Annotated in this window: 25 protein-coding genes; 1 reads left to right on the top strand and 24 read right to left on the bottom strand. The window is 49.9% G+C overall.

All coding sequences use genetic code 11. From position 1 onward, the window contains the following. Position 1: 1 nt before the first annotated feature. From rplO to rpsJ, 21 genes are all read right to left on the bottom strand, one after another. Positions 2–436: a 50S ribosomal protein L15 gene (rplO, locus tag NNO02_RS15670; RefSeq protein WP_001238917.1), complete on the bottom strand. Its 435-nt coding sequence runs from the start codon at positions 434–436 to the stop codon at positions 2–4. 3 nt (positions 437–439) lie between these two features. After that, positions 440–619: a 50S ribosomal protein L30 gene (gene rpmD / locus NNO02_RS15665; protein WP_001140434.1), complete on the bottom strand. Its 180-nt coding sequence runs from the start codon at positions 617–619 to the stop codon at positions 440–442. A 3-nt stretch (positions 620–622) separates the two neighbouring features. Continuing rightward, a complete protein-coding gene (rpsE, locus tag NNO02_RS15660; RefSeq protein ID WP_003031131.1) occupies positions 623–1,126 on the bottom strand; it encodes a 30S ribosomal protein S5 in 504 nt (167 codons plus the stop codon). A gap of 14 nt (positions 1,127–1,140) precedes the next feature. Then, positions 1,141–1,494: a 50S ribosomal protein L18 gene (rplR, locus tag NNO02_RS15655; RefSeq protein WP_000358956.1), complete on the bottom strand. Its 354-nt coding sequence runs from the start codon at positions 1,492–1,494 to the stop codon at positions 1,141–1,143. Positions 1,495–1,503: 9 nt separating this feature from the next. Further along, positions 1,504–2,037, bottom strand: coding sequence for a 50S ribosomal protein L6 (gene rplF / locus NNO02_RS15650; protein WP_006687355.1), 534 nt, complete (start codon positions 2,035–2,037; stop codon positions 1,504–1,506). A 12-nt stretch (positions 2,038–2,049) separates the two neighbouring features. Beyond that, the gene (gene rpsH / locus NNO02_RS15645) at positions 2,050–2,442 is read right to left on the bottom strand and encodes a 30S ribosomal protein S8 (RefSeq protein ID WP_003031127.1); all 393 of its coding nucleotides are present in this window, start codon (positions 2,440–2,442) and stop codon (positions 2,050–2,052) included. Between the two features lie 30 nt (positions 2,443–2,472). Then, on the bottom strand, positions 2,473–2,778 hold the full coding sequence (rpsN, locus tag NNO02_RS15640; protein ID WP_003031125.1) for a 30S ribosomal protein S14: 306 nt from the start codon (positions 2,776–2,778) through the stop codon (positions 2,473–2,475). A 14-nt stretch (positions 2,779–2,792) separates the two neighbouring features. Further along, entirely contained in the window at positions 2,793–3,332 is a 540-nt protein-coding gene (rplE, locus tag NNO02_RS15635; RefSeq protein ID WP_064541635.1) for a 50S ribosomal protein L5, read from the bottom strand. Positions 3,333–3,346: 14 nt separating this feature from the next. Continuing rightward, the gene (rplX, locus tag NNO02_RS15630; protein WP_003031122.1) at positions 3,347–3,661 is read right to left on the bottom strand and encodes a 50S ribosomal protein L24; all 315 of its coding nucleotides are present in this window, start codon (positions 3,659–3,661) and stop codon (positions 3,347–3,349) included. Between the two features lie 10 nt (positions 3,662–3,671). Further along, positions 3,672–4,043 carry a 50S ribosomal protein L14 gene (gene rplN / locus NNO02_RS15625; RefSeq protein WP_000613954.1) on the bottom strand — a complete coding sequence of 124 codons (372 nt, stop codon included), beginning with the start codon at positions 4,041–4,043 and terminating at the stop codon, positions 3,672–3,674. A gap of 163 nt (positions 4,044–4,206) precedes the next feature. Then, positions 4,207–4,461, bottom strand: a complete 255-nt coding sequence (gene rpsQ / locus NNO02_RS15620; protein ID WP_003031120.1) for a 30S ribosomal protein S17 — start codon at positions 4,459–4,461, stop codon at positions 4,207–4,209. Continuing rightward, positions 4,461–4,652 carry a 50S ribosomal protein L29 gene (gene rpmC, locus NNO02_RS15615; RefSeq protein WP_000644742.1) on the bottom strand — a complete coding sequence of 64 codons (192 nt, stop codon included), beginning with the start codon at positions 4,650–4,652 and terminating at the stop codon, positions 4,461–4,463. The genes rpsQ and rpmC overlap by 1 nt, the downstream gene beginning before the upstream one ends. Beyond that, a complete protein-coding gene (gene rplP, locus NNO02_RS15610) occupies positions 4,652–5,062 on the bottom strand; it encodes a 50S ribosomal protein L16 (protein WP_000941212.1) in 411 nt (136 codons plus the stop codon). Before rplP ends, rpmC begins: the two co-directional genes overlap by 1 nt. A 12-nt stretch (positions 5,063–5,074) precedes the next feature. Then, complete coding sequence (gene rpsC, locus NNO02_RS15605; RefSeq protein WP_000529945.1) at positions 5,075–5,776, bottom strand: 30S ribosomal protein S3; 702 nt, start codon at positions 5,774–5,776, stop codon at positions 5,075–5,077. A 17-nt stretch (positions 5,777–5,793) separates the two neighbouring features. Next, positions 5,794–6,126 (bottom strand): 50S ribosomal protein L22, encoded by a 333-nt coding sequence (gene rplV, locus NNO02_RS15600; protein ID WP_000448832.1) that lies wholly within the window; start codon positions 6,124–6,126, stop codon positions 5,794–5,796. 14 nt (positions 6,127–6,140) lie between these two features. Then, positions 6,141–6,419, bottom strand: coding sequence for a 30S ribosomal protein S19 (gene rpsS / locus NNO02_RS15595; RefSeq protein ID WP_001138115.1), 279 nt, complete (start codon positions 6,417–6,419; stop codon positions 6,141–6,143). Between the two features lie 16 nt (positions 6,420–6,435). After that, positions 6,436–7,257, bottom strand: coding sequence for a 50S ribosomal protein L2 (gene rplB / locus NNO02_RS15590; protein WP_016154746.1), 822 nt, complete (start codon positions 7,255–7,257; stop codon positions 6,436–6,438). 17 nt (positions 7,258–7,274) lie between these two features. Continuing rightward, entirely contained in the window at positions 7,275–7,577 is a 303-nt protein-coding gene (gene rplW, locus NNO02_RS15585) for a 50S ribosomal protein L23 (RefSeq protein ID WP_000617546.1), read from the bottom strand. Further along, a complete protein-coding gene (gene rplD, locus NNO02_RS15580) occupies positions 7,574–8,179 on the bottom strand; it encodes a 50S ribosomal protein L4 (protein ID WP_003031119.1) in 606 nt (201 codons plus the stop codon). The genes rplW and rplD overlap by 4 nt, the downstream gene beginning before the upstream one ends. Positions 8,180–8,189: 10 nt before the next feature. Further along, on the bottom strand, positions 8,190–8,819 hold the full coding sequence (rplC, locus tag NNO02_RS15575) for a 50S ribosomal protein L3 (RefSeq protein WP_003031117.1): 630 nt from the start codon (positions 8,817–8,819) through the stop codon (positions 8,190–8,192). 32 nt (positions 8,820–8,851) lie between these two features. After that, complete coding sequence (gene rpsJ / locus NNO02_RS15570) at positions 8,852–9,163, bottom strand: 30S ribosomal protein S10 (protein WP_001181005.1); 312 nt, start codon at positions 9,161–9,163, stop codon at positions 8,852–8,854. A gap of 380 nt (positions 9,164–9,543) precedes the next feature. On the opposite strand from rpsJ, the gene NNO02_RS15565 reads away from it, so the two are divergent. Then, positions 9,544–10,011, top strand: coding sequence for a prepilin peptidase (locus tag NNO02_RS15565; protein WP_271455208.1), 468 nt, complete (start codon positions 9,544–9,546; stop codon positions 10,009–10,011). Here NNO02_RS15565 and bfr read toward each other — a convergent pair. The 3 genes from bfr to NNO02_RS15550 form a co-directional block, all read right to left on the bottom strand. Then, positions 10,008–10,484, bottom strand: coding sequence for a bacterioferritin (gene bfr / locus NNO02_RS15560; protein ID WP_040232010.1), 477 nt, complete (start codon positions 10,482–10,484; stop codon positions 10,008–10,010). The genes NNO02_RS15565 and bfr overlap by 4 nt on opposite strands. Before the next feature lie 71 nt (positions 10,485–10,555). Then, positions 10,556–10,750: a bacterioferritin-associated ferredoxin gene (bfd, locus tag NNO02_RS15555; protein WP_003031111.1), complete on the bottom strand. Its 195-nt coding sequence runs from the start codon at positions 10,748–10,750 to the stop codon at positions 10,556–10,558. 185 nt (positions 10,751–10,935) lie between these two features. After that, positions 10,936–11,399, bottom strand: a 464-nt coding sequence (locus NNO02_RS15550) for an EF-Tu/IF-2/RF-3 family GTPase (RefSeq protein ID WP_271455207.1), incomplete at its 5' end; no start/stop codon positions are given.

Here is an 11,399-nt window from a genome sequence, read left to right as displayed (position 1 = left end):
CTTATTCCTCGATTTTACCGCCAGCAGCTTCGATAGCAGCACGAGCGCCTTTAGTAACACGCAGGCCACGAACAGTTACCGGAGTCGTTACTTCACCAGCCAGGATCACTTTCGCGAACTCGATCTGGATACCGATAATGTTAGCCGCTTTCAGCGTGTTCAGGTCTACAACACCGCCTTCAACTTTAGCCAGGTCAGACAGACGAACTTCGGCTGTAATCGCTGCTTTACGTGAAGTGAAGCCGAATTTCGGCAGACGACGGTACAGAGGCATCTGACCACCCTCGAAACCGCGACGTACGCCACCGCCAGAACGAGACTTCTGACCTTTGTGACCACGACCACCGGTTTTACCGAGGCCAGAACCGATACCACGACCCAGGCGTTTACCCGCCTTTTTGGAGCCTTCGGCCGGAGACAGAGTATTTAAACGCATCTCTTACTCCTCAACTTTAACCATGAAGGAAACCGCGTTGACCATACCACGAACAGCAGGAGTATCCTCGCGCTCTACGGTGTGACCAATACGACGCAGACCCAGGCCAAGCAGCGTTGCCTTGTGTTTCGGCAGACGACCGATTGCACTGCGGGTTTGAGTAATTTTAATAGTCTTTGCCATGGTTTATTTCCCCAGAATTTCTTCAACGGATTTACCACGCTTGGCAGCGACCATTTCCGGAGATTTCATATTTTCCAGACCGTCGATAGTTGCACGAACCACGTTAATCGGGTTGGTGGAACCATACGCTTTAGCCAGAACGTTACGAACTCCAGCGACTTCCAGAACGGCGCGCATTGCACCACCGGCGATGATACCGGTACCTTCGGAAGCCGGCTGCATGAATACACGAGAACCCGTATGAGTACCCTTAACCGGGTGCTGCAGGGTGCCGTGGTTCAGCGCGACGTTAATCATATTGCGACGGGCTTTTTCCATCGCTTTCTGGATCGCTGCTGGAACTTCACGCGCTTTACCGTAACCAAAACCAACGCGACCGTTACCATCGCCAACTACAGTCAGAGCTGTGAAGGAGAAAATACGACCACCTTTAACGGTTTTAGATACGCGGTTTACCGCGATCAGCTTTTCCTGCAGTTCGCCAGCTTGTTTTTCGATGTGAGCCATCTTACACCTCTACCTTAGAACTGAAGGCCAGCTTCACGGGCAGCATCTGCCAGTGCCTGGACACGACCATGATATTGGAACCCGGAACGGTCAAAGGACACATCTTTGATGCCTTTTTCCAGAGCGCGTTCGGCGACAGCTTTACCCACAGCTGCTGCAGCGTCTTTGTTACCGGTGTACTTCAGTTGTTCAGCAATAGCTTTTTCTACAGTAGAAGCAGCTACCAGAACTTCAGAACCGTTCGGTGCAATTACCTGTGCGTAAATATGACGCGGGGTACGATGTACCACCAGGCGAGTTGCGCCCAGCTCTTTGAGCTTGCGGCGTGCGCGGGTCGCACGACGGATACGAGCAGATTTCTTATCCATAGTGTTACCTTACTTCTTCTTAGCCTCTTTGGTACGCACGACTTCGTCGGCGTAACGAACACCCTTGCCTTTGTAAGGCTCAGGACGACGGTAGGCGCGCAGATCTGCTGCAACCTGACCGATCAGCTGTTTATCAGCGCCTTTCAGCACGATTTCAGTCTGAGTCGGACATTCTGCAGTGATACCTGCCGGCAGCTGATGATCAACTGGGTGAGAGAAACCTAAAGCAAGGTTTACTACATTCCCTTTGACCGCTGCACGATAACCTACACCAACCAGCTGCAGCTTCTTAGTGAAGCCTTCGGTAACACCGACAACCATTGCATTCAGCAGGGCACGCGCGGTACCAGCCTGAGCCCATCCATCAGCGTAACCATCACGCGGACCGAAGGTCAGTGCATTATCTGCATGATTTACTGCAACAGCATCGTTGAGAGTACGAGTCAGCTCGCCGTTTTTACCTTTGATCGTAATAACCTGACCGTTGATTTTTACATCAACGCCGGCAGGAATAACGACCGGTGCTTTAGCAACACGAGACATTTTTTCCTCCGATTAGGCTACGTAGCAGATAATTTCGCCACCAAGACCAGCCTGGCGCGCTGCACGATCAGTCATAACACCTTTAGAGGTAGAAACAACTGCGATACCCATGCCAGCCATAACTTTCGGCAGCTCGTCTTTACGCTTATAAATGCGCAGACCTGGGCGACTGACACGCTGAATGCTTTCTACAACAGCTTTACCCTGGAAATACTTGAGAGTAAGTTCCAGTTCCGGCTTGGTGTCGCCTTCAACTTTAAAATCTTCAATAAAACCTTCTTCCTTCAGCACGTTGGCAATTGCCACTTTCAGCTTGGAGGAAGGCATGGTGACCGCAGCTTTATTCGCGGCCTGACCGTTACGGATACGGGTCAGCATATCCGCGATCGGATCTTGCATGCTCATCTGTCTTTACTCCCGTGATTCAATTGGTAATTACCAGCTAGCCTTTTTCAAGCCTGGTACTTCACCGCGCATGGCGGCTTCACGCAGTTTGATACGGCTCAACCCGAACTTGCCCACATAGCCATGCGGACGACCTGTTTGACGGCAGCGGTTACGCTGACGGGACGGGCTGGAATCACGCGGCAGAGACTGCAGCTTGAGAACTGCGTTCCAACGATCTTCGTCGGTCGCGTTCACATCAGAGATAATAGCTTTCAGTTCAGCGCGTTTTGCGAAGTACTTATCAGCTAAAGCTACGCGCTTTACTTCGCGTGCTTTCATTGATTGCTTAGCCATTCAGTAACCCTACCTTACTTGCGGAACGGGAAGTCAAAGGCAGCCAGCAGAGCACGGCCTTCTTCGTCAGATTTCGCAGTAGTGGTAATGGTAATATCCAAACCACGCACGCGGTCGACTTTATCGTAGTCGATTTCTGGGAAGATGATCTGCTCACGGACACCCATGCTGTAGTTACCACGACCGTCGAAAGACTTAGCGGACAAGCCACGGAAGTCACGGATACGTGGAACAGCAATAGTGATCAGGCGCTCAAAGAACTCCCACATGCGTTCGCCACGCAGAGTTACTTTACAGCCGATCGGATAGCCCTGACGGATTTTGAAGCCTGCAACAGATTTGCGTGCTTTGGTGATCAGCGGTTTTTGACCGGAGATTGCTGTCAGGTCAGCTGCTGCGTTATCCAGCAGTTTCTTGTCAGCGATCGCTTCACCAACACCCATGTTCAGGGTGATCTTCTCGACCCGAGGGACTTGCATGACAGAATTGTAGTTAAACTCAGACATGAGTTTAGCGACTACTTCGTCTTTGTAGTAATCATGCAGTTTCGCCATCGTACTACTCCAAATTACTTGATAGTTTCGCTGTTAGATTTAAAGAAACGGACTTTTTTACCGTCTTCGAATCTAAAGCCTACACGGTCAGCCTTGCCGGTTGCCGCGTTGAAGATAGCAAGGTTAGAGATCTGAATAGCTGCTTCTTTCTCTACGATGCCGCCTGGTTGGTTCAGGGCCGGAACCGGCTTCTGATGTTTCTTAACCAGGTTGATACCTTCAACAATGACCTTGCCGGAAGACAGGACATTTTTTACTTTACCGCGTTTACCTTTATCTTTACCGGTTAACACGATAACTTCGTCATCACGACGGATCTTCGCTGCCATGATTCGCTCCTTAGAGTACTTCTGGTGCCAGAGAGATAATTTTCATGAACTTCTCGTTACGAAGTTCACGAGTTACCGGCCCAAAAATACGCGTACCGATAGGTTGCTCGCTGTTATTGTTTAAAATAACGCATGCATTACCATCGAAGCGAATGACAGAACCGTCCGGGCGACGAACACCCTTCTTGGTGCGCACCACTACCGCCTTCAGCACATCACCTTTTTTGACCTTACCACGTGGAATTGCTTCCTTGATGGTGATCTTGATGATATCGCCGACGCCTGCGTAGCGACGGTGCGAGCCACCCAGAACCTTGATACACATTACGCGACGTGCACCGGAGTTGTCGGCGACGTTCAGCATAGTCTGTTCTTGGATCATTTTAGTGCTCCGCTAATGTCAACTACTACTGAGACCCGAAAATCAGGTCGTTAAAAAAGCCCCATATCGGGGGCGCGGCATTATAACACCGCTTAAACGATATGGGTAGAAAAAATAAACGGCTCATCGCTGAGCCGTTTATTCGTTGAGAATGCCTACTGTATTACAGAACAGCTTTCTCTACAACGCGAACCAGCGTCCAGGACTTAGTCTTGGACAGCGGACGGCATTCGCGGATTTCAACCACGTCACCAGTACCGCATTCGTTGTTCTCGTCATGTACGTGCAGTTTGGTCGTACGCTTAATGAATTTACCGTAGATCGGGTGTTTCACAAAACGTTCGATAGCAACAACAATGGATTTCTCCATTTTATCGCTAACAACGCGACCTTGCAGAGTACGGATTTTATCGGTCATTACGCACCCGCCTTCTCAGTCAGTAAAGTCTTAACGCGTGCGACATCACGACGCACTTGCTTCAACAGGTGAGACTGTTGCAGCTGGCCACTTGCAGCCTGCATACGCAGGTTGAACTGCTCACGCAGCAGATTCAGCAGCTCGGTGTTCAGCTCTTCAACACTCTTCTCACGCAGCTCTTTTGCTTTCATTACATCACCGTCTTAGTTACAAAGGTGGTTTTAATCGGCAGTTTCGCTGCTGCCAGCTTGAATGCTTCACGGGCCAGCTCTTCCGGTACGCCGTCCATTTCATACAGGACTTTACCCGGCTGAATCAAGGCAACCCAATACTCTACGTTACCTTTACCTTTACCCATACGCACTGCCAGCGGCTTTTCAGTGATCGGTTTGTCCGGGAATACACGGATCCAGATCTTACCTTGACGCTTAACTGCACGGGTCATAGCACGACGTGCTGCTTCGATCTGACGGGCAGTCAGACGACCACGGCCAACAGCTTTCAGACCGAAGCTGCCGAAGCTAACATCCGTACCCTGCGCCAGACCGCGGTTACGGCCTTTGTGCATTTTACGGAATTTTGTACGCTTTGGTTGTAACATCAGCGACGCTCCTTATTTACGGCCTTTACGCTGCTGCTTTTTAGGTTGCGCAGCCGGTTTTTCCGGTTGTTCAACAGCAGCCATACCACCCAGGATCTCGCCTTTGAAGATCCACACTTTAACGCCGATTACACCGTAAGTGGTGTGCGCTTCAGAGGTGTTGTAGTCGATGTCAGCACGCAGAGTGTGCAGAGGAACGCGACCTTCACGGTACCATTCGGTACGAGCGATTTCCGCGCCGCCCAGACGGCCGCTAACTTCAACTTTAATACCTTTAGCGCCCAGACGCATTGCGTTCTGTACAGCACGCTTCATAGCACGACGGAACATAACGCGACGTTCCAGCTGAGAAGTGATGCTGTCAGCAACTAATTTTGCGTCCAGTTCAGGCTTACGCACTTCGGCGATATTGATCTGAGCAGGAACGCCAGCAATATCCGCTACGACTTTGCGCAGTTTTTCTACGTCTTCGCCTTTCTTACCGATAACGATACCCGGGCGAGCAGTGTGAATGGTCACACGGATGCTCTTAGCCGGACGCTCGATAACGATACGAGATACAGACGCTTTAGCCAGTTCCTTAGTCAGGTACTGACGTACTTTAAAATCGCTGTCCAGGTTGTCAGCGAATTCTTTGGTGTTCGCAAACCAGGTTGAGTTCCATGGTTTTACAATACCCAGGCGAATACCATTAGGATGTACTTTCTGACCCATTGCTAGTCTCCAGAGTCTCAGCGATCGGACACAACCACAGTAATGTGGCTGGTGCGCTTCAGGATGCGATCTGCACGACCTTTTGCACGCGGCATAATGCGCTTCATGCTCGGGCCTTCGTCTACGAAAATTTTCGTAACTTTCAGATCGTCAATGTCAGCGCCATCGTTGTGTTCAGCGTTAGCAATGGCAGATTCCAGGACTTTCTTAACCAGTACAGCCGCTTTCTTATTGGTGTAGGTCAGAATATCAAGGGCCTGCGACACTTTCTTACCGCGAATCAGGTCTGCAACAAGGCGAACCTTCTGAGCAGAAGAACGAGCATGGCGATGTTGAGCTAAAGTTTCCATCTCTTCCTCCTACCTTATTTCTTCTTCGCTTTTTTATCAGCAGCGTGGCCGCGATAAGTACGAGTCGGTGCGAATTCACCCAGTTTGTGACCGACCATTTCGTCGGAAACAAATACCGGAACGTGCTGACGACCATTATGGACAGCGATGGTCAAACCGATCATGTTAGGAAAGATCGTTGAACGACGGGACCAAGTGCGCAGGGGCTTCTTGTCTCCGCTTTCCACCGCTTTCTCTACCTTCTTCAGCAAGTGCAGGTCAATAAAAGGACCTTTCTTGAGAGAACGTGGCATGGCTTATCCTCTAAAATTATTTGCTACGGCGACGTACGATGAATTTATCAGTACGCTTGTTGCTGCGGGTCTTCTTACCTTTGGTCTGAACGCCCCACGGAGTTACCGGGTGCTTACCAAAGTTACGACCTTCACCACCACCATGTGGGTGGTCGACTGGGTTCATCGCAGTACCGCGAACGGTAGGACGAACACCACGCCAGCGTGCAGCACCTGCTTTACCCAGAACGCGCAGCATATGCTCAGCATTGCCAACTTCGCCCAGAGTTGCACGGCAGTCTGCTTCGACTTTACGCATTTCACCAGAACGCAGACGCAGGGTGACATAAGCACCATCACGAGCAACGATCTGAACGTAAGTACCAGCGGAACGTGCCAGCTGACCGCCTTTACCTGGTTTCATTTCTACGTTATGAACGGTAGAACCAACCGGGATATTGCGCATCGGCAGGGTGTTACCTGCTTTGATTGCAGCATCAACGCCAGATTGAACCTGGTCGCCAGCTTTCAGGCCTTTAGGGGCCAGAATGTAACGGCGTTCACCGTCTTTGTACAGAACCAGCGCGATGTTCGCGGAACGGTTCGGATCGTACTCAAGACGTTCAACAACTGCCGGGATACCGTCTTTGTTGCGTTTGAAGTCAACAATACGATAAGCCTGCTTGTGACCACCACCGATGTGACGAGTGGTGATGCGGCCATTGTTGTTACGACCACCGGATTTGCTGTTTTTTTCAACCAGCGGAGCAAAAGGTTTGCCCTTGTGCAGCTCTGGGTTGACCACTTTAACAACGTGGCGACGACCCGGAGATGTCGGTTTACATTTAACAACTGCCATTGTATTACTCCTCCGACTTACTCAGCGCCGCCGACGAAGTCCAGATTCTGGCCTTCCTTCAGGGTGACGTAAGCTTTTTTCCAGTCGCTACGACGACCGATACGCTGTCCGTGACGTTTAACTTTCCCTTTAACTACCAGGGTGTTAACGACTTCGACTTCGACTTCAAACAGTTTCTGCACAGCAGCTTTGATTTCTGCTTTGGTCGCGTCTTTAGCAACTTTGAGAACGATGGTGTTAGTTTTTTCCATCGCAGTAGACGCTTTTTCAGAAACGTGCGGTGCGCGCAGCACTTTCAGCAGACGTTCTTCACGAATCATGCCAGCATCTCCTCAACTTGCTTAACAGCATCAGCAGTCATTACGACTTTGTCGAAGGCGATCAGGCTAACCGGGTCGATACCAGTTGCATCGCGTACGTCAACCTTGTGCAGGTTGCGCGCAGCCAGGAACAGGTTCTCGTCCAGCTCACCGGTGATGATCAGCACATCTTCCAGAGCCATGTCTTTCAGTTTCTGTGCCAGCAGCTTAGTTTTAGGCGCTTCTACAGAGAATGATTCGACAACGATCAGACGATCCTGACGTACCAGTTCGGACAGAATGCTTTTCAGCGCGCCGCGGTACATCTTTTTGTTAACTTTTTGACTGTGGTCCTGCGGGCGAGCAGCGAAGGTCACGCCACCTGAACGCCAGATCGGGCTCTTGATAGAACCTGAACGCGCACGGCCGGTACCTTTCTGGCGCCACGGCTTTTTGCCTGAACCAGTTACTTCAGCACGAGTCTTCTGAGCACGAGTACCCTGACGAGCACCAGCTGCATAAGCAACAACAACCTGGTGAACCAGCGCTTCGTTGAAATCACGACCGAAGGTAGTTTCGGAAACAGTCAGCGCGCTCTGCGCGTCTTTCAATACTAATTCCATTGCTATCCCCTTACGCCTTCACAGCTGGTTTAACGATCAGGTCGCAACCGGTCGCACCCGGAACACCACCTTTAACCAGCAGCAGGTTGCGCTCAGCGTCAACACGTACTACGTCCAGGCTCTGAACAGTGACACGTTCGTTGCCCAGCTGACCTGCCATTTTCTTGCCTTTGAACACTTTGCCCGGAGTCTGGTTCTGACCGATAGAACCCGGAACGCGGTGAGACAAGGAGTTACCGTGAGTCGCGTCCTGGGTACGGAAGTTCCAGCGCTTAACGGTACCAGCGAAACCTTTACCTTTAGAGGTACCGGTTACGTCAACTTTTTTAACGTCAGCAAACAGTTCAACGCTAATGTTCTGACCAACGGTGTATTCTTCACCATCTGCCAGACGGAACTCCCACAGGCCGCGGCCAGCTTCTACGCCAGCTTTAGCAAAGTGGCCAGCTTCCGGCTTAGTTACGCGGTTAGCTTTTTTAGCACCGGTGGTAACCTGAACAGCGCGATAGCCATCGTTAGCCAGATCTTTAACCTGAGTAACGCGGTTTGCTTCAACTTCGATAACGGTTACTGGGATAGATACGCCATCTTCAGTGAAGATGCGGGTCATACCCACTTTTTTACCGACTAAACCAATCATTGTATCAACCTCTCAATCGCTCGATGACCTGATTAACCCAGGCTGATCTGCACGTCTACACCGGCAGCCAGGTCCAGACGCATCAGAGCATCAACGGTTTTTTCAGTTGGCTCAACGATGTCAACCAGACGCTTGTGAGTACGGATCTCGTACTGATCACGCGCGTCTTTGTTGACGTGCGGGGAGATCAGAACGGTGAAACGCTCTTTGCGGGTCGGCAGCGGGATCGGACCACGAACCTGCGCACCAGTGCGCTTGGCAGTCTCGACGATTTCCGCGGTTGATTGATCGATCAGACGATGATCAAACGCTTTCAAACGGATACGGATTCTTTGGTTCTGCATGAGACCAGAGCTCCAATTATTTTATAGACGAAATAGTTACTCCTCAAACCCATTACGATTGATGGGAGAGTGTAACCGTTCTTACAGAGTTCCCCAATTGGGAACATTGTCTGGTATTGCTTTCGCAGTACCGGTGGCTCATATCGAACCGCTGTCAATATTAGACAAGCCCGCGCATTATACGTAAATCTCAGTTTTAAGCAAGTGCCGCGTAGATATTAATCACTCTTACGCAGATGCGAGTGCTGTTCCACTCTGCTTGTATGCACTTTCACGCGGCGTAAATTCCCTGGAAAGACGTCAGCAAAATGGATATTCGGGCATTGTGCAGGTAGCGCTACTTACCTGAGAGTCACCTCTTTCTCGCACCGGATTAGGACATGAATACTGAACTTCCCTTTTTGCTGATTTATATCTCTCTATCCGGACTGCTTGGGGTTCAGGATTTGCGTACTGGCCTATTGCCCGACAAATTCACCTGCCCTCTTCTCTGGAGTGGTCTTCTTTTTCATCAATGTTGCAACCCTTTACAGTTGTCCGATGCACTTTGGGGTGCCGTTGCAGGGTATGGTGTATTTTCTCTGTTCTATTGGGGATATCGCCTGGCATGGCACCAGGAAGGATTAGGTTATGGGGACGTAAAATTTCTCGCCGCACTTGGCGCGTGGCATCGATGGGACTCATTACCCCTGTTGATCTTACTTGCCGCCGGGCTGGCTTGCTGCATGGCAGGCGTAGCATTTATAACGCATGGAAAAAGGAAACTAAAAAACCCGCTGCCTTTTGGGCCATATCTGGCGGCTGCGGGTTTTGTTGTTGGCTGGCTAAATCTGATACAGGGCGGTTAATCGCTGACCTTAATTTGCGATTGCAGATAGTTTTGCAACCCAAGTTTTCCAATCAGATCCAACTCCGTTTCGAGCCAATCGATATGCCCTTCTTCTTCGGTCAGGATCTCAATCATCATGTCCCGACTAACGTAGTCATGAACGCTATCGGCATAAGCAATGGCTTCGCGTAAATCTTTCGCACCATCAAGCTCAAGCCGAAGATCTGATTGCAGCATCTCTTCAACATCTTCACCAATCCCCAACTTACCGAGATCTTGTAAGTTTGGGAGACCTTCTAAGAATAAAATACGCTCAATGTATTTATCAGCGTGTTTCATCTCATCGATTGATTCATGGTACTCAACATCATTGAGGCGAGTCAGCCCCCAGTTTTTAAACATACGGGCATGGAGAAAATACTGGTTGATTGCGACAAGCTCATTTCCCAATAGTTTATTGAGATAATTTATGATTTTAACATCACCTTTCATTTTATAGTCCCTCCGCTTCCACTCTTAGAGCGTAGATGGGGCTACAGGGATGTCAAAAAAAAGAGTGTGACTTAGGCGATCTCTTTAAATTCTGGCATTTGAGTTAATTCATCCTGCATGACTTCACGGGCAGCACGAATACACTTACCGCACTGATTTCCAACAGGAATAAACTTACGTAATTGCTGAAAGGACTGAGGATGAAACTGGCGAACAGCCTGACGAATTTTTTTATCACTTATCGCATTACACAAACAAACGTACATGATCGCTCCCGTTCAATTTCTGCGCAAAGTGTAAATGAGAATAGTTATGATTACAATAGCACAACGTTATTTACGCGATGGAAGAATGAACAAAAAATGCGAACAAATATGACAACGGTTAAATCACAGGTAGCAAAAAGGGCGCCTAAGCGCCCTTTTTAAGCTCAAAGCTAATTAATAAATAATTAGCTCATTACTTTAGCAACAACGCCCGCACCTACAGTACGGCCGCCTTCACGGATTGCGAAACGCAGACCGTCGTCCATCGCGATCGGGTGGATCAGGGTAACAACCATTTTGATGTTGTCGCCCGGCATTACCATCTCTACGCCTTCTGGCAGTTCGATGGTACCCGTCACGTCAGTAGTACGGAAGTAGAACTGCGGACGGTAGCCTTTGAAGAACGGAGTATGACGGCCGCCTTCGTCTTTGGACAGAATGTACACTTCAGATTCGAACTTGGTGTGCGGCTTGATAGAGCCCGGCTTAGCCAGTACCTGACCACGTTCGATTTCTTCACGCTTGATACCACGCAGCAGAACACCAACGTTCTCACCAGCACGGCCTTCGTCCAGCAGTTTGCGGAACATTTCAACGCCAGTACAGGTAGACTTGGCAGTCTCTTTGATACCAACGATTTCAACTTCTT

Origin of the sequence: Citrobacter sp. Awk 2 (assembly GCF_028069815.1) — a bacterium.
Taxonomy (GTDB): Bacteria; Pseudomonadota; Gammaproteobacteria; order Enterobacterales; family Enterobacteriaceae; genus Citrobacter.
The sequence above is the reverse complement of the archived record's forward strand: the minus strand, read 5'-3'. Positions and strand labels throughout refer to the sequence as shown.

Bases quoted from the DNA above. Each gene is read 5' to 3' on its own strand.
- rplO (WP_001238917.1), bottom strand. From the start codon at position 436: ATGCGTTTAAATACTCTGTCTCCGGCCGAAGGCTCCAAAAAGGCGGGT.
- rpmD (WP_001140434.1), bottom strand. From the start codon at position 619: ATGGCAAAGACTATTAAAATTACTCAAACCCGCAGTGCAATCGGTCGT.
- rpsE (WP_003031131.1), bottom strand. From the start codon at position 1,126: ATGGCTCACATCGAAAAACAAGCTGGCGAACTGCAGGAAAAGCTGATC.
- rplR (WP_000358956.1), bottom strand. From the start codon at position 1,494: ATGGATAAGAAATCTGCTCGTATCCGTCGTGCGACCCGCGCACGCCGC.
- rplF (WP_006687355.1), bottom strand. From the start codon at position 2,037: ATGTCTCGTGTTGCTAAAGCACCGGTCGTTATTCCTGCCGGCGTTGAT.
- rpsH (WP_003031127.1), bottom strand. From the start codon at position 2,442: ATGAGCATGCAAGATCCGATCGCGGATATGCTGACCCGTATCCGTAAC.
- rpsN (WP_003031125.1), bottom strand. From the start codon at position 2,778: ATGGCTAAGCAATCAATGAAAGCACGCGAAGTAAAGCGCGTAGCTTTA.
- rplE (WP_064541635.1), bottom strand. From the start codon at position 3,332: ATGGCGAAACTGCATGATTACTACAAAGACGAAGTAGTCGCTAAACTC.
- rplX (WP_003031122.1), bottom strand. From the start codon at position 3,661: ATGGCAGCGAAGATCCGTCGTGATGACGAAGTTATCGTGTTAACCGGT.
- rplN (WP_000613954.1), bottom strand. From the start codon at position 4,043: ATGATCCAAGAACAGACTATGCTGAACGTCGCCGACAACTCCGGTGCA.
- rpsQ (WP_003031120.1), bottom strand. From the start codon at position 4,461: ATGACCGATAAAATCCGTACTCTGCAAGGTCGCGTTGTTAGCGATAAA.
- rpmC (WP_000644742.1), bottom strand. From the start codon at position 4,652: ATGAAAGCAAAAGAGCTGCGTGAGAAGAGTGTTGAAGAGCTGAACACC.
- rplP (WP_000941212.1), bottom strand. From the start codon at position 5,062: ATGTTACAACCAAAGCGTACAAAATTCCGTAAAATGCACAAAGGCCGT.
- rpsC (WP_000529945.1), bottom strand. From the start codon at position 5,776: ATGGGTCAGAAAGTACATCCTAATGGTATTCGCCTGGGTATTGTAAAA.
- rplV (WP_000448832.1), bottom strand. From the start codon at position 6,126: ATGGAAACTTTAGCTCAACATCGCCATGCTCGTTCTTCTGCTCAGAAG.
- rpsS (WP_001138115.1), bottom strand. From the start codon at position 6,419: ATGCCACGTTCTCTCAAGAAAGGTCCTTTTATTGACCTGCACTTGCTG.
- rplB (WP_016154746.1), bottom strand. From the start codon at position 7,257: ATGGCAGTTGTTAAATGTAAACCGACATCTCCGGGTCGTCGCCACGTT.
- rplW (WP_000617546.1), bottom strand. From the start codon at position 7,577: ATGATTCGTGAAGAACGTCTGCTGAAAGTGCTGCGCGCACCGCACGTT.
- rplD (WP_003031119.1), bottom strand. From the start codon at position 8,179: ATGGAATTAGTATTGAAAGACGCGCAGAGCGCGCTGACTGTTTCCGAA.
- rplC (WP_003031117.1), bottom strand. From the start codon at position 8,819: ATGATTGGTTTAGTCGGTAAAAAAGTGGGTATGACCCGCATCTTCACT.
- rpsJ (WP_001181005.1), bottom strand. From the start codon at position 9,163: ATGCAGAACCAAAGAATCCGTATCCGTTTGAAAGCGTTTGATCATCGT.
- NNO02_RS15565 (WP_271455208.1), top strand. From the start codon at position 9,544: ATGAATACTGAACTTCCCTTTTTGCTGATTTATATCTCTCTATCCGGA.
- bfr (WP_040232010.1), bottom strand. From the start codon at position 10,484: ATGAAAGGTGATGTTAAAATCATAAATTATCTCAATAAACTATTGGGA.
- bfd (WP_003031111.1), bottom strand. From the start codon at position 10,750: ATGTACGTTTGTTTGTGTAATGCGATAAGTGATAAAAAAATTCGTCAG.